Here is a 19,777-nt window from a genome sequence, read left to right as displayed (position 1 = left end):
TATACCGCTATTTCAGCGTAACATTTACTTTTGGAATATTCAGGCGTATAATCAGTTTACATTGTTAACTGTTAACAAAAGAAACTATTATCAGGTCAGAGGAGGTTGCCCCATGACAGATCCGGCGCAAACGATAGAGGTGTATCATTCCTTGCTCTCCGTTGCCCGTCAGCTCCGTAAGCTGGCCCATCAGAGCGCTGCGGATCTTGGATTAACCGTGCATCAGATCGGTATACTGAATTCTCTGCTCAAGCATCCCGGTCAATCGCAGAAGGAAATAACAGAGCGTCTGGTATTTGCCAAGAGCCGCGTAAGCCTGCATATTGATGCATTGGCCGAGAAGGAACTGGTGACCCGGACCGCCTCCGAGGCAGACCGCAGGGAAACGAGGCTGAATCTCACCCCGGCAGGTGAAGCGCTGTGCAGGCAATACAATGAAGACGCCTACTCATACCAAATGCTGGGGGCGGCGCTGGATCATTTTTCCGGAGAAGAAGTCCAGTCGCTCATTCAAATGCACTCCCAGCTGCTCGAACAGCTGACCCGGGATCAGGATAACTTAAATACACACAAAGCTGGTGATGAATAATGGGCAGAGGTTTCGGTCCAATGGGATTCGGCGGGCCCGGGCATGGCAAATTAAAGTTCGATGATGATGAGGCGAAGCCGGATATATCCAAGACGCTGCTCCTCCGCATCGTGAAATATTTCCTGCCTTACTGGAAGCAGACCCTGCTGGTGATGATTGTGCTGTGCATTACTGCAGTGCTCGGGCTGCTTCCACCGATTCTGATTCAGCATATTATCGACCGTGCGCTCCCGGATAAAAACCTGAGGCTGCTGGTTCTGCTTGTCCTCGCCTCGCTCGGTACAACTGTAGTGTCCGGTCTGCTGGGCGTGCTGCAGAATTACCTGAACTCTTTTATCTCGCAAAATATTGTACACGATATGAAAAATCAGATGTACCGCCATCTGCAGGGCATGCCGCTGCAGTTCTTCTCAGGGGTCAAGCAAGGGGAAGTCATTACCCGGATGACCAGTGATATTGCCGGGATACAGGGCGTGTTCAACAGCACCATCGTCAATTTTGCCAGCAATCTGTTCATTCTGACTACGACAGCCGTAACTCTGTTTATTATGAACTGGAAGCTGGCGCTGCTGGGCATACTGGTCGTCCCCCTGTTCATTATGCCAACCCGCAAAATGGGCAATGTGCGCTGGAAGCTGGCCAAGGAAACCCAGGAGAAGATCTCCGAGCAAAACCAGATCATCCAGGAAACGCTCAGTCTCAGCGGATATATGCTCATGAAGCTGTTCACCAAGGAAGACAACGAGCTGGCGAGCTTCAGAAGCGTTAATGCCCAGGCGACACGCCTGCAGATCCGGGAATCGATGGCCGGCCGCTGGTTTATGCTGGTTCTCACCACCTTCACCAGTATCGGGCCCATGCTGATCTATCTGTACGGGGGTTATTTATTTATTCAGGGAGAGCTGACGGTTGGTGCGATTATCACCTTTGTGGCGCTGCTGGGCAGATTATACGGGCCTGTGATGCAAATGACCAATCTGTATGTGGATGTGAACCGGTCGGTGGCGCTGTTTGAACGGATTTTTGACTATTTCGATATGGACCCGCTGATTGTGGATTCGCCGCTGGCCCTGCCAAGCAGTGCTGACGGCCAGGATATCGTCTTCGACAAGGTGAATTTCGCCTATCAGCCGGGCAAACCGGCCCTGCGGGGGATTTCCTTCACGGCTGCCGCCGGATCACTGACTGCGCTGGTCGGCCCCAGCGGAGCGGGTAAAACAACCATTACCAACCTCATCCCCAGACTCTATGAACTGGATTCGGGTGTGATCCGCATCGGCGGCAAGGATATCCGTGAGTTCACGCTGCATTCGCTCCGCTCTCAGATCGGGCTTGTCACGCAGGATACGTATCTGTTCAACGGGACCATCCAAGAGAACCTGCTCTATGCAAGCGCCGGCGCCACTGAAGCTGAGATGATTGCCGCCTGTGAAGCCGCTTATATTCATGATTTCATTATGAAGCTGCCCGAAGGCTACAGCACGGTAGTCGGTAACCGGGGAATCAAGCTGTCCGGCGGAGAGAAGCAGCGGATCTCGATCGCCCGCGTGCTGCTCAAGAATCCGCCCATTATCATCATGGATGAAGCCACCTCGTCACTGGATACGGTGTCGGAGTTCTATATCCAACAGGCGATGCATCAGCTGCTGCTGGGCAAGACCAGCATCGTTATCGCCCACAGGCTTTCCACCATTATGGCTGCCGATACAATTCTCGTCGTTCAGGACGGCGCTATTGTGGAGTCTGGACAACATGCTTCTCTGCTGGCGGACAACGGGGTCTACAGGGATTTGTATAACAAGCAGTTTCAGGCGTCAGAGTCCGCCACTTGATGTTGTACGGAATGGAAAAAAGGGATTCACGGAGGCCATTAACCGCTGCCTCCGGAATCCCTTTTTATAATTGAACAGACAAGTCCAGGTTTATCTCTCTGTACGCAATGGCTCCAGCTTGTCCATCCATCCGCTGAAGTATTCCGGCGTCTCGTTCTTCTTCAAGCGGTCATAATATTCGTCCACAAAACCGCCGTCTCCGGCACGCTGTCCTGCCCACTCATAGAATTCTTCAAACCGCGTCAACGCAAAACTACGCTGCTCCAGAATCAGATAGGCACTGAGCAGGCTGTCCAATGTCAGGTCTGTGGGGTTATTTTTGTACTCCTGCTCACTTAGCCGCAGCTGATCTTCCGCATATTGCTTGGTGAGGGTCTTATCCGGTACATACCGTGTTCCCTGAAGCTCATACACGCCTACCAGCGCTGGACCAAGCGGCAATTGCCCGGAAAAGGGACTTGCCAGCAAATCCTCATCTCCGTCCTGATCCGTATCCTCATAGTTCACCGAGACATTATCGTTAACAGTTACCTGCATGACTCCGTCGATTTCCTCAACGACAATATAGGATGATTCAGGACGGTTATCCATCAGACTGAACAAAAAGGTGGCATGGTTATTCTGCACAAGCGCTTCCGCCCAGAGATCATCTTCCTCACTCCAGATATTGCCGCCTTCAATCTTAATTCCGGCCTGCTTGCTGTCAAAGACAATCTTCCCGTCCTTCACAACCGCAAACTGCGTATACGTAAACTCCCCTTTGTTCCAGTAATACACCTCGTAGATCTGCCCGTTCAGCTGAACGGCATCCATATGTAAGAAGCCTGAATATTTATCCGAAATCTCCGGGGAGACTTCCGGTACTTCCCCCGTAAAATCAGCGGTTGCATCCGCCGGAGAGGCTTGTGGTGCAGTTGACTGTGCTGCTGCTTCTGAAGTCACAGATGCTTCCGGCGGCTCCGCAGATTCATTACTGCCGGTTTCCGAGCAACCGGCTATAACCATTAGCGCTAATAGCAAACTTATTATTCTCATTTGATCCTCCTGATGGTTTGTCAGTGTGTCAGCAAACGCTTAAATGCTGTGAATCCCTATTGCTCTGCGTCCAGTCTGGAGTGGAGTTCAGCCAGCTCTTCTGCGGTCAGATGCCTCCACTGCCCCCGCTCAAGGCCGCTGAGCGTAATGTGCATGATCCGGATGCGCTCCAGGCGGAGCACCCGGTAACCCAGTTCTTTGCACATCCGGCGGATCTGAAGATTCAGCCCCTGGGTTAAAATAATCGCGAACTCGTTGTCCGTGATCCTGCGGGTGAGGCAAGGCTTGGTCCGGGTCCCGAGAATATCCACACCGGCTGACATCTCCTGAAGGAATGCTTCAGTCACCGGCTTGTCCACCGTAACGTTATATTCCTTCTCATGCCCATGCTCGGAGCGCATCATCCGGTTAACCACGGCCCCGTCATTGGTCATGAGTATCAGCCCTTCGGACTGTTTGTCCAGCCTGCCAACAGCAAAGATCCGGGAAGGATAACCGACATAATCAATGATGTTCCCTTCCACCTGCCGGGCAGCTGTACAGGTAATCCCAACTGGCTTGTTAAGAGCCAGATAGACCCGTTCTTCCCGGTCCGGGCTCAGCGTAACGCCGTCAACGGCCACCGTATCTCCAGGCTCAACACTGGCCCCCGCTGTACAGGCTATACCGTTAATGGTTATCCGTCCCGCCGCAATCAGCCGGTCCGTCTCTCTGCGCGGATATACGCCTGTCTCACTTATATATTTATTAATTCTCACTCCAGTACCCGCTTTCCTGCCCTACATATTAAAGAACACCTGATTCACTTACAAATCAGATGTTGCATATGGGCACATGGCCGCCTTATTTACTGCCTCCGGTTTTGTTGCCGCCGCCGCTGCCCTTGGCTGCGCCTGCTCCCTTAGTTCCCGGTTTGGTACCCGGGCTTCCGGGAGGTCCGCTTTTTGCCGGCTTCACGGGTTTCGCCGTCTTATTCCAGCGGGTCCAGCCCTTGCTCCCTGTCCCTCTGCCTGTGCCGCCGCCTTTACTTTTTGCCACAATATCACTCCGTCAGTATTCAGTTTTCGTCATGCATTCCTCTATCTTACCATTATTCCGGGGGTAATGTCAGGTAAAACCGCAAACAACCTGCGCGGAGAGGCTCCGGCAGGCTGCATTACGAACGGAAATGAAGCTGTTGCTGCTGCTTATTTCGGCTGAATATAACCTTCAGCCTTCAGAAGCTCAGCGATCAGGACAGCACCGCCGGCAGCACCTCTTACAGTGTTGTGGGACAGGCTGACAAATTTGTAGTCATAGAGTGAATCTTCACGGAGTCTGCCGGCCGAAATTCCCATTCCGTTCTCAATATCACGGTCCAGACGGGTCTGCGGACGGTTCTCTTCTTCGAAATAGGTAATGAACTGTTTAGGTGCGCTTGGCAGTCCCAGCTGCTGCGGACGTCCCTGGAAGCTGTTCCAGTGTTCCAGAATCTCTTCCCTGCTAGGCTTCTGCTCAAAGGAGGCGAATACCGCAGCCATATGGCCATCAGCAACCGGTACACGAATACACTGTGTGGTGATCACTGGCTGTTCGCTTTTGACAATCCCCTCTTCGGTTACCTTCCCCCAGATCCGCAAAGGCTCCTGCTCACTCTTCTCTTCTTCACCGCCGATGAACGGAATCACGTTGTCCACCATGTCCGGCCAGTCGGCAAAGGTTTTACCGGCTCCGGAAATCGCCTGATACGTCGTCACAACAACCTTCGAAGGCTTGAAATCATGAAGCGCATGCAGTGTAGGCATGTAGCTCTGAATGGAACAGTTAGGCTTGACAGCGATAAATCCGGTTTCGGTACCCAGACGTTTGCGCTGCTGGGCAATCACCTCAAGATGCTCAGGGTTGATCTCAGGAATCACCATCGGAACATCCGGCGTCCAGCGGTGCGCGGAATTGTTGGATATAACCGGAGTGCCGGTGCGTGCGTAGGCTTCTTCCAGTGCCTTGATTTCTTCTTTCTTCATATCTACAGCGCAGAAGATCAGATCCACATCCGCAGACACTTCCTCTACCTTGGAGGCGTCCTGAACCATAATGCTCTTAACGGCCTCCGGCATGGGTGTAGACAGCTTCCATCTGCCTTTGACGGACTCTTCGTACGTCTTACCGGCCGAATTCGCGCTCGCGGCAATAGCCGTTACCTGAAACCAGGGATGATTCTCAAGAAGTGCAATGAAACGCTGGCCGACCATTCCGGTACCGCCAACAATACCCGCTCTCAACTTACTTGACATAAGAAATTCATTTCCTTTCAAGCAGCGCCTAGCGATAGGTGCTTTTTAATAACCGATTATAAATGATATATGCATGTTACACAATATGTGATTATAAAGTAAGTGTTTCCTGTTCCTTAAAATTATCGCGCCATCCCCAGACGCTTGGACAATTCACCGAGATCCTGGCCCTTGAGCGCTCCCTCGACCAAAACAGGCAGTAACGCCGGGGTACAGGCAAAGCAAGGGGTTCCGTCACGGGTGAGCTGGGCGGCCAGGCGCTCGTCGTAGGAAGGCTTCCCTTCATCCGACAGGGCCAGCAGTGTCATCGTCCGCACACCGGATTCGCGCAGCTCACGCATCCGCCGGACCAGTCCGGCCTGGTTGCCGTTCTCATACAGATCGGAAACAATGATGAACAGCGTCTTCTTCGGCTCCTCAATGAACTGCTCACAATACTTCACGGACTTATGGATATCCGTGCCGCCGCCAAGCTGAATGCCGAAGAGCATGTCTACAGGATCATTGGCACATTGCTCAGTCAAATCTACAACCTCAGTGTCAAAAGCGACCACACGCGTGTTAAGCGCCGGAATGCTGGCGAAGATCGAGCCGATCACCGAAGCCCAGATGACAGAGCTGGCCATCGATCCGCTCTGGTCAATGTCCACGATCACGGTCCATTCCTTGCTGCGGCGGGCCCTGTCGAAATAAAAGAACCGCTCGGGGATAATCATCCGCCGCTCTGCATCATAATGCTTCAGATTGCGCTCAATGGTCCGCTTCCAGTCCAGCCCGCTCAGGGACGGCAGCGGAGAATGCTGCCGCTTGTTCAGCGCGCCGGTGACCGCACGGCGGATATCCGTCTCCAGCAGCTTGACCAGCTCATCAACCAGTGCCTGGACTAGCATTCTTGCGGTGTCCTTTGTTTTCTCGGGAATTTTGCCTTTGAGTGCCAGAAGCGTACCGACCAGCTGGATATCCGGCTTCACTGCCGCCAGCAGCTCCGGCTCGAACAGCAGCTGCTTCCAGCCTTTGCGCTCCATGGCATCACTCTGGATAATTGAGACAACATCCTCCGGGAAGAAGGTGCGCACGTCCCCAAGCCATTTGGACAGGTTAATAGCGGCATGCCCTGATCCCGCCCCTCTGCCCTTCGAACCCGCTTGAGAGGTCCCGTCAGCTCCGCCAGCACCTGCCTCATTATAGATGGCAGCCAGCGCCGCATCCATAATCCGCTCTTCCTCGGTCAGTGTAGGCCCGCCGCCTGCCCCGTAACCGGATAAAGCTTCCTCTACTTCCTGGCCCAATATCAGCCTCCAGCGCGACACAGCCCCGTTCCGCCCGTTATCCTTAATATCCTCCGCCATCTATAGGTCACCGAAGTCAAAATCATTCAGCTCATCCAGCATTTTGGCTTCCTCCTCCTTCAGCTCGCCTGTAAGAATCTCAGCAGCCTGTTCTGTGTTCACACCCCACAGCTCACCCAGAAGCTCGGAGATCATCGTCTTCTCCCGGGAAGAGAAGGTACTGAATGCCCGGCGCAGAAAGACCAGGGCACGTTTGAATTCCTCATCGTCCAGGGCATTAATATAATCATTCAGCTGCTCCCACAGGCTCATCCGCGATAACAGGCCGTAGCGGTTACGCATAGACAGCCCTTCGAACCAGCCCGCCCCCAGATCAGCAGGGATACCTGGAGACAGCCGGCGCGACACCTCTGCGGCCACATCTTCCGCAGAGACCGCAGCCCGCTCCATCAGGATCGCGCAGGCGAAGCCGGACAGCCGGGGGTTACGGTCATCCCGCTGTGACAGCTGCTGCAGCTCCTGCAGCCACAGGGCAGTATCCAGAGTCCCGCTATGTTCCAGCGAGATGCCGTTCAGCTCATTCATGGCGCTGATCATCAGCGCCGCAGCTTCGTCATTGCAGCCGCTCGCATCCAGCAGGAACAGGCAGCCGCGCCGGAACAGCTCCTCCAGCAGCGGCACGAGCGGAGCGGTATCCACCTTGCGGATATCGCCGAAGCCGATAATTGTCGCCAGCTCCCGGGCAGCGGCGGCAATAGCAACTACATCGCGGCTGTCCACCGCCAGGCTCTGCAGCACCCGGCTGCTCTCCTCCATCTGCGAGGTCATCGCACACTGGCAGGCGATGCGGATCAGCGCAGACGCATCAGTAATGGAGCGGCACTCCAGCAGCTTCTCCCTCAGCACATAAGCTGCAGCGACTTCAATGGTCTCGCCTAAGAGAGTCGATTCAACCACCTGAATCTCCACCTCCGGTGACCACTGGATAATCCAGTGCTCTGACCAGGTTGCCCCGGACTGACCGCTTGGCATATTCCGCACGAAGGATATGCCCAGGAGCTCCAGCCTGTGAAACAGCACGGAACGGTGCAGATCCAGGTAGGCCGCTTCGGCGCTGGATACCCGGCGGTTCTCCCGCAGATCGAGCGCCAGGTCACTGGCTACAGTGGACTTGTATTTCTCCAGCTTATACCGTTTCAGCAGCCGGTTCAGGTCATCCTGGATCGGTGTCTGGCTGACACCTTCGGCCAGGCTGCCGATCGCCGTACCGACATCTACCCGGGCCAGCGATTCGGCAACAACCGAGAGGTCGCCATGGCCGAGCAGTGTCTGGGCGGCATCGCGCAGATCACGCAGTGTAGGCGCGCTCCCGCCGTGCAGTGCTGCCAGCGACTCTGCCAGCCGGACCGCTTCAATGACTTCAGCCGTGGAGCGGTGCGTCCCGGATCTTCGTACCTGCCTAGCCACGGAGGACAGGTAGAGATGCGGCAGCTCCTCAGCCCTGCCGGACTCCATCAGCTCCCACATCAGCTCGAAGTAATGCGGAGCCCCGTTGCCTGCACCATAACCGGACATTGTAGAGAGCTTGTAATACGAATACGGCATCAGCGTCAGCTTCGTGCTGCGTGCAGGCAGTGACGCCAGCTCGCTGTCGGTCATCCCGTCTGCAAGATCTGCCAGTGCAGCAGCATGGTAAGCGCCGCAGATCACTACTATCTTCTCCGGCTGATGGCCGGCTTCAATCTTCTTCCGGATCTGGCGCCGCATATAAGCTTCGCGCAGCGCGTTATAAGCATATTCGCGGGGCTGCTCTATCAGCTCCCGGGACTCTGACAGCTCACGCATCCGGGCAGAGAACGCCAGTATCGCCGCACGGTACGCTCCGCTGCTGGCGTTATGCTCGTAATTGCGTTCCCAATACATATCATAATCAGATTCACCAGCGAGCCGGGCAATCCGGCTGTATACTGATTCCTGCTCCTGCAGCTCATCATCCGTAGGCTCACCTTGTTCATCCGCCGCAGGCTTAAGCACCGGCCTGCTCCCGGATTCAAGCCGCAGGGCATCCTGCAGACCCAGGGTTACGGATGAGGGAAGATCGATGAATTCCGCTTCTGCCCCATGCTCCTTTGCCCATCGCATCCCCTGATATTCCGGGGAGTAGACAGCGAACGGCCACAGCACCGTCCGCACAGGCAAATCCTCAGTAAAGGCCAGAATCGCAACCGGAGGTTTCGTGACGGTGTGAGTCAAATGACGGATCTCATCAGTTGCATCACTGGGTCCTTCGATCAGGACGGCGGTCGGCTGAAGCTCATTCAAGTATTCCAGCAGATGCTTCGCACCGCCCGGAGACAGATGGCGCACCCCGAAAATATTCACAACGGCAGCAACAGCCGCCCCACTCACTCGTTCATCTCCTTGCAGGCTTGATACAATCCGCGCCAGTCCGCTCCTTTTTTCTTCATTACATTATCGAGGTATTCCTTCCAGACCAGCTTATCCTTGTCATCATCCTTGACGATAGCCCCCTGCAGGCCGGCAGCCAGATCCCCATCGGTCAATTCTCCGCTGCCGAAGCTGGCTGCCAGGGCCATGCTGTTCGTCAGCAGGGAGATGGCTTCCGCCGTGGAGATTACACCGGCCGGTGTCTTCACCTTCTCCTTCTTGTCGAGCGTCATGCCGCTGCGCAGCTCGCGGAAGATCGTCACTACCTTGAGCAGTGCTTCATCCGCCGGAACAGAAGCCTGAAGCTCATACGAAGAAGCAATCTCTGCAACCCGCTTCTTCACGATCGACAGCTCGGTCTCCAGATCAGACGGTGCCGGCAGCACAATGATGTTGAACCGGCGCTTGAGCGCCGCTGACATTTCGTTCACGCCGCGGTCACGCGTGTTGGCAGTGGCAATAATGGAGAAGCCTTTGCGGGCACTGGTCTCCTTGCCCAGCTCCGGCACGGAGATCGTCTTCTCCGAGAGGATGGAGATCAGCGCATCCTGCACCTCGGAAGCGCAGCGGGAAATCTCCTCAAACCGCGCTATCCCGCCGTCCTCCATTGCCCGCATAATCGGACTCTTGACCAGCGCCTCCGGCGTTGGCCCGTTCGCCAGAAGCATGGCATAGTTCCATGAATAACGTACATGCTCCTCACTGGTTCCGGCAGTCCCTTGCACGACCAGGCCCGAGTTGCCGTAGATCGCAGCCGCCAGATTCTCGGACAGCCAGGACTTCGCCGTTCCCGGCTCACCGATCAGAAGCAGCGCCCGGTCTGTTACCAGCGTGGCCACTGCCATCTCTATCAGCCGCGTGTTACCGATATATTTCGGGGTAATCACGGTCTTGCCCGCCTTGCCTCCGGCAATGAAGGTTAACACCGAACGCGGCGACATCTGCCACCCGGCAGGGATACGGCCTGTATCTTCCCTGCGCAACGCCTCCAGTTCCTCACGGTATAGAACCTCGGCTGGCAGACGCATGTAATCCTGAAGCTGACTTTGTTCCGTCGACATGAACACCTCTCCTTTATAAGAACTCATCAATTAGATTTCTTAAGCTACATCCGCCCAGGATTATTGCGCACTCTTCAAGCTGTTCAGCACATACTCCAGCTGCTGCTTGCATTCATATCTATATTTAGGGACAATCGCTTCCAGACGTCCCACATAGCTGACCGGGAAGCGCTCCATCAGTTTGAATAAGTAGAGCTCAAATGTGTAAGCTGTATGAACATTTTTATTCTCCAGGGCGGTCATCAGCAGCTCAAGACGCTCCGGCTCCGGCACCCCCGCCCTCTCCAGACCCTTGAAAATATTAGAAAGGAGATCATACGTCGTGCGTTTAAACGGCTCCTGGAGCTTACCAAGCAGGTAGTCCCGCACGCCCTTATGACCCGGCCGGGCAAAAGCGCTTGCCAGGTTCACCGCATCATGCTGAATGAACCAGTCCAGCCAGCGGGAATCCCAGGCTGCCGCAATCTCCTCGGCTGACAGCATCTCCCTGCTGTAAGGCTGCCTGATTCCTGCAGCATCCCACTCTACCTCATACGCTCTCCGGCGGATATCCACGATCTGCTCCTCAATCGTACTAATCAGCAGCTGGGCGCGCTGAGCCGCATCTTTGGCATCCTTGCCCACCAGTGCTTTCAATTTGTCCATAAAGGTTCCGCCGAACCGGCTGTACAGCTCCTTGGGCGTCATTACCCGCTGGGCGGCGTGGAAATAATTCGGCAGGAAACGCACACTGCGCTTATCCAGTGCCTCCAGCTCTGCCAGCGCAGCTCCGCCCGGAGTATTCTCTTTATACCAGGCTGCCTGGTCAATGAGCGGAATCCAGCCGAGCGGGGAGAAGCGGGCGTACTCCTGAAGGATATAGCTGTAGATTTCATCCAGCTGCGGGCTCCGCTCATGGCGCAGAGCGGTCAAGAATGGAAGAAGGCTATTCCATGCACTCTCTGTCAGCTTCTTGTCCGCATTATTCTGCGGCGCCTTCTGCAGTTCTTCCATGAACAATACCGCCAGCTTATCAGACACCTCTGCGGAAGCTCTGCCAGCCACTACACCGGCAACCATCTCACGGTCCTTTTTCGCCGTGAAAGCCTCCACAAGCCGTTCACCGCCCTGCTGCGAACCGCCTGCAGCCAGCGCCGAGAAGGCAGCTTCACGGATGGCCTTCTTCTTATCTGTTGTCCACTCCAAGAGTGCGTCCACATACGGCTCATGACCGGCGAGCCATTTCATAGCAGCTACCCGGATGTCTTCACTGCCGCTTCCGGCGATGCGGAACATCTCCTCCAGATACCGGTTTCCTCCCACCTTGCCGATCACCTCAAGCTTGCGGACCTCGCTCCTGCCGCCGGCTGGATTCAGGCTTTCGAAGAGGAATCCGGCAATGTCCGGTCCATAGGACGGAAGAATATCAGTCATGGCAAAGTCTGCAAGTTCCGAATATGGATCGTTCAGTGCCGAGACTGCCGGCGGTAGCAGCCGCAAATCCTGAAAAACACCGTCCTTAAAAGCATCAATTACAATTTCATATCTTCCGCTTCCCGTTGTGCTGAGCGCCTGCTGAACGGCACCAATCTTGCGGTAGGGCTGATTCGTCTTAAGTTCAAAGCTCAAGGCCGGCAAAGGTCCGGGGGTTCCGTCCACTGCTGTTGTCCCCTGGGTATACAGCACTGACTCCAGCAGCAGCGTAAGCTCCTGCAGTTGAACACCGGGAGCGGCCTCTTCAGCACCGTCAGGCTCCAGTAATGAAGCCACGCCCTCGCCCAGCTTCTTAAAGACCGGTGCGCGTTCCCCCAGCTGCTGAAACTGCGGAAGCAGTCGTTTCAGGCGGAAGTCTCCGGCCGCCAGCCCGCTTCCGGCAATATACAGTCTTCTAATCTCCTGATGCAGCTCCTGTAATAACGCTGTGCTCATGGACTGTCCTCCTATATGAATGAACTTGAGTTACCTTAGAATTCAGATGCTCGCCGCTATCCTTCCTTGAACTTCTAATACAGCAACCGGATGATTTCTTCACCCTTAATGACTGTCAGCGGCTGGGCAGTCAGCCTTCCCTTGTCCAGGTTATGCTCGAACATCACCAGCAGATAGCAATCCGTATGCGCGGCAGCCGGCACAAACGGCAGCATATGCACGGTTCCCTGCGGCAGGGACGGAATATCCTCCAGCGCCAGCCTGCTGCCGGATTCATCCGTTATGACATATTGGCCGCTCTCCGTAATGCCCAGACTGGCGGCATGCAGCAGCATCACCGGCAGCTTGTCGCTGAGCGGATTCTTGATCTGATTCTTCACCATCTTGACAGCTTCCGCGTAGGAGCGGTGAGCCTGAGCAGTAGCCCGTTCTATATCCGGGCCTTGCACTGTTCTTGGAGACATGGCTTCAAAACGGACCCGGGCATTCATATCTCCCGGATAAGTATACAGCTGAGGGACCACAGCAATCTCGAAGAAGCTGTCTTCCTCCCGCATCAGCTTAGCGGCCTTATACGGCCGGTAATTGACCGTCCGGTGGATCCTCCCGCCTTCCGCAGTGAGGTCCACCCAATACCCGAGATCCACATATTCCAGCCGGGCCATATCATTGAAGCTGTAGAAGGCGAGCTGCAGCAGCTCTGCCCCATCCTTCACCAGCCCGTATTCCTTCAGTTCGCTCAGCTGCCAGGCATGCCCCAGCCACTCATCGATGGTCGATTCATGGTCGAGTGCAAGCTCCGGGTCCTCGCTCCGGGCCAGCAGATACGCCCGGCCCTTCTTAATAAATGCATGAAGCCGTGACAACTGCTCCATCGCATATGTATAATTCTGTTCCTGGTCCTTGCCGCCGAACATTAGAATCGTAAACCGGCGCAGCTCAATCTGTGCTCCTGACAGATAATAGTTGCCAAGCTGCTTCACCTGCTCCTGAATCGTCTTCATGCTCGAACGGTCAATGGTGGACAGTCCGCCGCGGACGAACCCCAGCACCAGCTTCTCAAGCATATCGAGCCCTTCAAGCTGGGCGGTAATTTTTTTCTTAAGCGCGGATTTGTTAATCTTCTTCGGCTTAGGCTCTGCCCCTTCGGCCGCCTGCTTCACCTTATTCTCTTCCCGCTTCTCAGCCTTCTCACGCTTGGAGGCTATGTCCTCAGGGACGGGAGCAGGGCTGAACGTCTGGCCTTCTACACGGGCATAGAGCAGACCCAACGCATGCTTACAGGGAAACTGGCGGCTGGGGCAACTGCAACGGAATACCGGATTGTCCGGCACGATGAAATCCACAGAACACTCATAGGGAGTTTTGCCGCTCCCTGCACATTTTCCAAACAGCAGCTCTCCGTCCTCCGACTGATGGAGCTCTATGAAGCTTTTTTTGCGGACCAGACCTTGACCGTTCTTGATGGCTGCAGCATTGGGTGCAAGTGAATCAACGTATGATGAAGTAAGTTCAGGCAAATCAGATTCCTCCCGGCTGAAATAGGATGTACGCGGCATAAATAGGAGTGCGGTTATGACACATGCAAGTTATTACCCAACTTCAACGGATAAGATCACATGTTTGCATTTATCTTAGCAAAAATATTCCACCGATCCAATCCAGAAGGCTGTCACAGGGTTAAAATAGTTAATATGACCTAGCTTACTTATCCAGTTAGCGCAGGCAGGGAATAAGTGTATTTCGTACAGTTAACAACAGGCTTTCCAGCGGATTTGTTCCGTTAATTATATTCTGTACAACTAAAAATTACGAAAAGTGATCATTCAACGAAAGGTAGTCTATATAAGTGTATAAAATATAGTTATCCCGCTTAACTCGTACTGTCAGGCGATTTTAGTTGCACTAAATACAGTTAGAGCCAGGCTGGTTTCTCTGCTTCAAGCAAAGTCCGGGTCTGCTCCACTCCTTACATCTGCCCGTCTAATCGTCTGCCCTACAACCACTAGAATAAGCCTTATCTCTGTCTGCAAAAAAAAGAAACGGCCCGCTGTCACAGAAGACAGCTGCCGTTCCTATATTCCAAGCAAGTTATTTTATTTAAACCAGCCTTTTTCCTTAAAGCGCGTGATCGCTTCAATCCGGTTGCCGACATCCAGCTTGTCCAGGATCACAGAGATATAGTTACGGACCGTTCCGGTCGTAATATACAGCTGGCTGGCGATCTCCTTCGTATTCTTGCCGTCTGCGATCAGCCCCAGCACTTCCTTCTCACGCTGCGTGAGCGGATTAGCTTCGCTGCTGTAAGCCTCATCCATCAGCTCCGGCGCATATATCCGTCTGCCGTCCATCACATTGCGGATCGACAAGGCCAATTCTTCGCTTGGACTGTCTTTGAGCAGATAGGCATCAACTCCGGCCTTAACTGCACGTTCGAAATAACCGGTCCGGGCAAACGTGGTCAGAATCATGATTTTGCAGCCCGATCCCTTCAGCGCTTCCGCCGCTTCGAGACCCGTCATGGCCGGCATTTCAATATCCATGATGCAAATATCCGGCTGATGCTGCTTCACCAGCTTCACAGCCTCTTCCCCGTTGCCTGCCCGGCCCACAACCTTCATATCCTCCTCCAGATCCAGGAGAGCAGCGAGCGCCCCCAGCAGCATGCGTTGATCTTCGGCAATCACTATCGTAATCATTACACGTTTACCTCCATTTCCGGCCGCTGTGCAACATTGGGCACCTTAATGACAATCGTTGTTCCTTCGTCACGCACCACTTCCATACTGCCGTTGACGAATTCAAGCCGTTCCCTCATCCCCTGCAGCCCATGACCTTTATGGTAGTGATTAGTCCCTTCAATTCCCGCGCCGTTATCCTTCACCTTGATGATCAGGTCGGTCCGGGAAGGTTCGATTTGAATCAGGCAGAGCGAGGCACCGCTATGTTTGACCACATTGTTCACGGCCTCCTTCATACACATGCTCAGCACATTCTCGGTAATCAGGGAAGTGTTGGTCAGGTTAGGGTCACCCTCCAGCATGTAGCCAATCTCTGCCGCCTGGAGTAATTGACGGATACGGACCAGCTCATCTTCAAGCCGGATGCCCCGCATCTGGGTAATCATTTCCCGGACTTCCTTGAGGGCGCTGCGGGCCGTCATCCGGACATCATTAATTTCGATCTGGGCCTGCGCCGGATTCTTAGTGATCAGCTTGCCGGCCAGGTCACTCTTAAGGCCAATCAGCGACAGCCGCTGCCCCAGCGTATCATGCAGATCACGGGAGATCCGCTGGCGCTCCTCCATAATGACCAGCTCGGAGATCCGTTTGTTGGCATCCTCCAGCTGTCCCTGCAGCTTATCCTGATTGTTGCGGTTATAGGTCGTGACCGGCAGCAGCACCACGGCAATGATACTGACCAGCACGAACGGCAGCTGCGAGAGGAATACCGGATTACGCGTAATCAGCTCATAGTTGATGGCCACGATCGTTGTCAGCAGATGAATCGAGTATAGGGTGAAGAAAGCGGCCCTTTTCTGGATATTTCCGATGAAAAAAGCCAGGAACAGCGCAAAGTACATATACCCGAAGAGCAGCGTCATCGTTATTGAGACCACAATCTGCACGCTGGTCCAGAAATAGACTACCCATCCTTTCGACTTAAATGCCAGCACGTAGCAGGCGAAGAAGACGATAATCATCAGAATTCCGTATACCCAGCGGCCTGCCGAGGCCGAGCGAAAGATCGAATAGAACGGAAGAATGTAAAAAACGACCCATACATAAGGGCTCAGTCCCGTGCTTTTATGAAAAATATGATGCCACTTCTGCATGTTAGCCATCCTTTTTGCCAGCAAGATTATACCCCCATTTTAGCATAAACCACCCTGCAACCGGCAATTCCGCGCAATGTTTCGGACAAAAAGAAAGAACAGGCCCGGCAACTGCGCTCCCGGTCCTGCCTTCCTCTTCTGTGGCGGCTACTATTTACTCTGGAATCCCGGTTTGATTACCTTCAGCACCTCGGCTGCCGCAGGCTTCTTCTGCTGCAGCCGCTGCTTCATTTCCTTGAAGCTGACGAACGTTTTGTGCTCCTCATCCCACAGACGGTACTTCAAGGCCTGCAGACTGGTGCTGAGTGTAATAGTTGTCGCTTTTTGCAGCGGCGGGGTGGCATTGTGGGCCAATTCCAGGTTATAGTTAGGCACTTTCGGGCTCAAATGATGCACATGGTGAAAACCGATGTTACCGGTAATCCACTGCAGCAGCTTCGGCAGCTTATAATATGAGCTTCCTTCTACTGCGGCGTTGACATAGCTCCATTCCTCATCATGCTCGAAGTAGGTATCTTCAAACTGATGCTGCACATAGAACAGCCAAATGCCGAGAAACCCGGAGACGAACACAACCGGCAGCTGCACCAGCAGGAATGCCTGCCAACCGACAAGCATAATCATCGTACCGTACAGAGCTACTATCGAGACATTCGTCAAATACGTATTCATGCGTTCCTTGCGTCTGGCACCTTTGGCGTTGAAACGGTACTGGATCACGAAGACGGCAATGGGTCCGAGTACAAACAAAACCAGAGGGTTACGATAGATCCGGTAGTATAGTCGCTGCAGCGGTTTCGCGGCTGCATATTCATCCACGGTCATAATCCAGATGTCGCCGATGCCTCTTTTGTCGAGGTTGCTGCTTCCCGCATGATGTATCGAATGGCTGTGCTTCCACTGGCGGTAAGGGACCAGAGTGAGCACACCGGTTATTGTTCCGAAAATATCGTTCGCTTTGCGGTTCTTGAAGAATGAGCCGTGACAGCAGTCATGACAAATAATAAAGGTGCGGATGACAAAACCTGCAGCCGGAACGGCGAACAGCAGCGTCAGCCAGTAGGAAACGGATAAGCTGAAATAAGCAGCAGTCCATAGGAGCACTAGTGGTCCAAGTGTATTAATGAGCTGGTAGATGCTCGCTTTACGGTCTGTTTTTTCGTAAGGGGCTACGCTTTTCTTCAAGCTGGAGAGCTGGGATGTCTGGTTTGTAGTCATCGGGATCGTTTCCTCCTCGGATGCATCCATTCAAGGATACTTATCTCTCTACATTATAGAGAAGAAAGTGTCACCCCTGTAAGTCACAAACATCAACCCCGGTGTATGACATATGTCATAGTCACCCCTGAAGAGATTGCTGTCCCGGCTCCTTCGCCCTGACCATCGGCAGCAGAATCAGCATCGCGATCAGGAACAGTATGCCGCTTCCGGTGAATACCGTGAACAGCGAGAAGGCTTCCTTCAAATAGCCCGCGGCAGACATCCCGATTACCATGAAGCCCATGAACATCGGCCCCATAATACCGCCAACCCTGCCCATATAGCCGGCCTCGGTATTCCGCAGAATCAGTGTGTTGATGCCGATATGGATACACGGGTAAAAGAATCCGGTCAGCGTCTGCAGTGTGACCGTCAATGCTGTATGATGCGACCACCCCACGCCGACCGTTCCAGCCGCACTCACCAGGAGGCCGAATGCCAGCATTGTCTGTGGCTTCACGGCTTTGCCTTTGCTCATAATAAGCATTCCGCCGAGCAGCATCGATGCCCCGTTCGCCATCATAATCCACTGCAGGAACCCTCTGTCCCTGCCCAGATTCTCAATGATTACGAATACCCCCAGCGGCTGGATCAGTCCTGCGGCAAGCCCCGCAAACGCAAAAGCTGCACCCAGATTCCTCAGCACCCGGCTCGAACGCACATAATCCAGTCCGGATTTCATTTCAGCCACGATCCCGTTCCGGAGCTTTCCGGCCTGTTGCGGCGCGTCTTTGGGCAGCAGGCCCAGTATGAGCGCAGAGCCAATGAACATACCGCCCATTACAGCCAGCGATACCTCAATCCCGTAATGATTATAGATGAAAGCGCCGATTACCGGACCAATCACCATGAAGAAAGCAGACAGTGACTGGAACATGGCCATCACACTCTGGAGCTGATCTTCAGGCACATGCTGTTTGAACAGCTTCATCGCAGAAGGCTGCGAGAACTGTGACAATATTGCTGATACCAGGGTGGCCAGCAGCAGTGCTCTCCACGATCCGGACATGACAACCAGCAGCACCACAATGACGGAACACGCCGATAACGCATCGCTGATCATCATCGTCCGCTTGGGCAGCCACCTGTCCGCGAAGGTACCGCCTATAATGGCAAACAGAAAGATCGGAGCATATTCGGCCACCGAAATGAGCGAGACATAGAAGGGATCATTATGCGTAATATCCGTCACGTACAGCAGAATCGCAAAGTTCCTCACCCATACTCCAAGCTGCAGCAATACCCTTGACATAATAATCGTTCTTACATACTTGTTCCTTAACACGATCCTATCCCCCATACATTAATATAGACTAAATAGATATATATCTAATCTGTTTATTAATATATAGATATTAAGTTGTTTTGTCTAGTTATAAAATAGATTATTATTTTATTGATCTAATTTATAACTGTAAATGCGGATCGAATCCTATAACGTCACAGATGGACACTGTTCCATGAAAAAAGCTCCGATCAAGTGAATGATCCTGGAGCTTGTGCGGCTTGTTCAGCTTATAAGATATTAAGAAGACCACCGCACATTACTTCATTTAGATTACTTTTGGGCCGCCTCCAGAAACAAACGCCCGTATCCTCCTCATTTTTCCTGGTAGCACATTGTATTCGGTTTTTCGCATACATTTGGCCCTAACACCCTCGCGGAGGCACATTGTATTCGATTTTTCGCATACATTCGGCCTGATTATCCTCGGGGAAGCTCATTGCTGTTCGGTTTTTCGCATACATTTGGCCCTAACACCCTCGCGGAGGCACATTGTATTCGGTTTTTCGCATACATTTGGCCTGATTACCCTCGCGGAGGCACATTGTGTTCGATTTTTCGCATACATTTGGTCCGGTTACCTTCGCGTAAGCTCATTGTATTCGGTTTTTCGCATACATTTGGTCTGATTACCTTTGCGGAGGCACATTGTATTCGGTTTTTCGCATAAATTTGGTCCATCTACCTTCGCGGAGACATATTGTATTCGATTTTTCGCATACATTCGGCCGGATTACCTTCGCGGAGACACATTGTATTCGGTTTTTCGCATACATTGGCTCTCCCTAGGCTCGCGTCCGGTGAAACCAGAGGGGTTACTGAAGAACATCATCATTTCTATAACTAGAGTAAGGGGCTGGTATGACCCAGCCCCTCCTCATCAAACCGTACGTGAGGTTTTCCCTCATACGGCTTTCCGATGTTCGTCATTCATGGGCATGCAGATTACAATAGCGTTTTTA

The 19,777-nt window shown here is 53.5% G+C and carries 15 protein-coding genes; 2 read left to right on the top strand and 13 right to left on the bottom strand.

Features of this window, described 5'->3' with window-relative positions:
- Positions 1–112 precede the first annotated feature (112 nt).
- Positions 113–589: a MarR family winged helix-turn-helix transcriptional regulator gene (locus tag GC101_RS23405; protein ID WP_171719237.1), complete on the top strand. Its 477-nt coding sequence runs from the start codon at positions 113–115 to the stop codon at positions 587–589.
- Positions 589–2,421 carry an ABC transporter ATP-binding protein gene (locus GC101_RS23400; RefSeq protein ID WP_246354481.1) on the top strand — a complete coding sequence of 611 codons (1,833 nt, stop codon included), beginning with the start codon at positions 589–591 and terminating at the stop codon, positions 2,419–2,421. Before GC101_RS23405 ends, GC101_RS23400 begins: the two co-directional genes overlap by 1 nt.
- A 90-nt stretch (positions 2,422–2,511) precedes the next feature.
- Here GC101_RS23400 and GC101_RS23395 read toward each other — a convergent pair whose 3' ends face one another.
- The 13 genes from GC101_RS23395 to GC101_RS23335 all read right to left on the bottom strand — a co-directional run bounded on the left by GC101_RS23395 (position 2,512) and on the right by GC101_RS23335 (position 18,815).
- On the bottom strand, positions 2,512–3,456 hold the full coding sequence (locus GC101_RS23395; protein ID WP_171719236.1) for a hypothetical protein: 945 nt from the start codon (positions 3,454–3,456) through the stop codon (positions 2,512–2,514).
- 56 nt (positions 3,457–3,512) lie between these two features.
- The gene (locus GC101_RS23390; protein WP_171719235.1) at positions 3,513–4,214 is read right to left on the bottom strand and encodes a pseudouridine synthase; all 702 of its coding nucleotides are present in this window, start codon (positions 4,212–4,214) and stop codon (positions 3,513–3,515) included.
- An 85-nt stretch (positions 4,215–4,299) separates the two neighbouring features.
- Positions 4,300–4,497 (bottom strand): DUF3934 family protein, encoded by a 198-nt coding sequence (locus tag GC101_RS23385; RefSeq protein ID WP_171719634.1) that lies wholly within the window; start codon positions 4,495–4,497, stop codon positions 4,300–4,302.
- A gap of 146 nt (positions 4,498–4,643) precedes the next feature.
- Positions 4,644–5,729, bottom strand: a complete 1,086-nt coding sequence (gene asd, locus GC101_RS23380; RefSeq protein ID WP_042136717.1) for an aspartate-semialdehyde dehydrogenase — start codon at positions 5,727–5,729, stop codon at positions 4,644–4,646.
- Positions 5,730–5,851: 122 nt separating this feature from the next.
- A complete protein-coding gene (locus GC101_RS23375) occupies positions 5,852–7,078 on the bottom strand; it encodes a VWA domain-containing protein (protein WP_171719234.1) in 1,227 nt (408 codons plus the stop codon).
- Positions 7,079–9,427 (bottom strand): DUF5682 family protein, encoded by a 2,349-nt coding sequence (locus tag GC101_RS23370; RefSeq protein ID WP_171719233.1) that lies wholly within the window; start codon positions 9,425–9,427, stop codon positions 7,079–7,081.
- A complete protein-coding gene (locus GC101_RS23365; protein WP_039303646.1) occupies positions 9,424–10,527 on the bottom strand; it encodes an AAA family ATPase in 1,104 nt (367 codons plus the stop codon). Before GC101_RS23365 ends, GC101_RS23370 begins: the two co-directional genes overlap by 4 nt.
- A gap of 60 nt (positions 10,528–10,587) precedes the next feature.
- On the bottom strand, positions 10,588–12,435 hold the full coding sequence (locus GC101_RS23360; RefSeq protein WP_171719232.1) for a HEAT repeat domain-containing protein: 1,848 nt from the start codon (positions 12,433–12,435) through the stop codon (positions 10,588–10,590).
- A gap of 74 nt (positions 12,436–12,509) precedes the next feature.
- On the bottom strand, positions 12,510–13,955 hold the full coding sequence (locus GC101_RS23355) for an SWIM zinc finger family protein (protein WP_171719231.1): 1,446 nt from the start codon (positions 13,953–13,955) through the stop codon (positions 12,510–12,512).
- Positions 13,956–14,531: 576 nt separating this feature from the next.
- Complete coding sequence (locus tag GC101_RS23350; protein ID WP_042136705.1) at positions 14,532–15,134, bottom strand: response regulator transcription factor; 603 nt, start codon at positions 15,132–15,134, stop codon at positions 14,532–14,534.
- Complete coding sequence (locus GC101_RS23345; RefSeq protein ID WP_171719230.1) at positions 15,134–16,270, bottom strand: sensor histidine kinase; 1,137 nt, start codon at positions 16,268–16,270, stop codon at positions 15,134–15,136. Before GC101_RS23345 ends, GC101_RS23350 begins: the two co-directional genes overlap by 1 nt.
- A gap of 150 nt (positions 16,271–16,420) precedes the next feature.
- Complete coding sequence (gene desA / locus GC101_RS23340) at positions 16,421–17,488, bottom strand: Delta(5) desaturase DesA (protein WP_039303661.1); 1,068 nt, start codon at positions 17,486–17,488, stop codon at positions 16,421–16,423.
- Between the two features lie 121 nt (positions 17,489–17,609).
- Complete coding sequence (locus GC101_RS23335) at positions 17,610–18,815, bottom strand: MFS transporter (protein WP_171719229.1); 1,206 nt, start codon at positions 18,813–18,815, stop codon at positions 17,610–17,612.
- Positions 18,816–19,777 lie beyond the last annotated feature (962 nt).

This window comes from Paenibacillus phytohabitans, assembly GCF_013141775.1.
In the GTDB taxonomy this organism is placed as follows: domain Bacteria; phylum Bacillota; class Bacilli; order Paenibacillales; family Paenibacillaceae; genus Paenibacillus_AQ; species Paenibacillus_AQ phytohabitans.
This window is presented reverse-complemented; position numbering and strand designations above follow the sequence as displayed.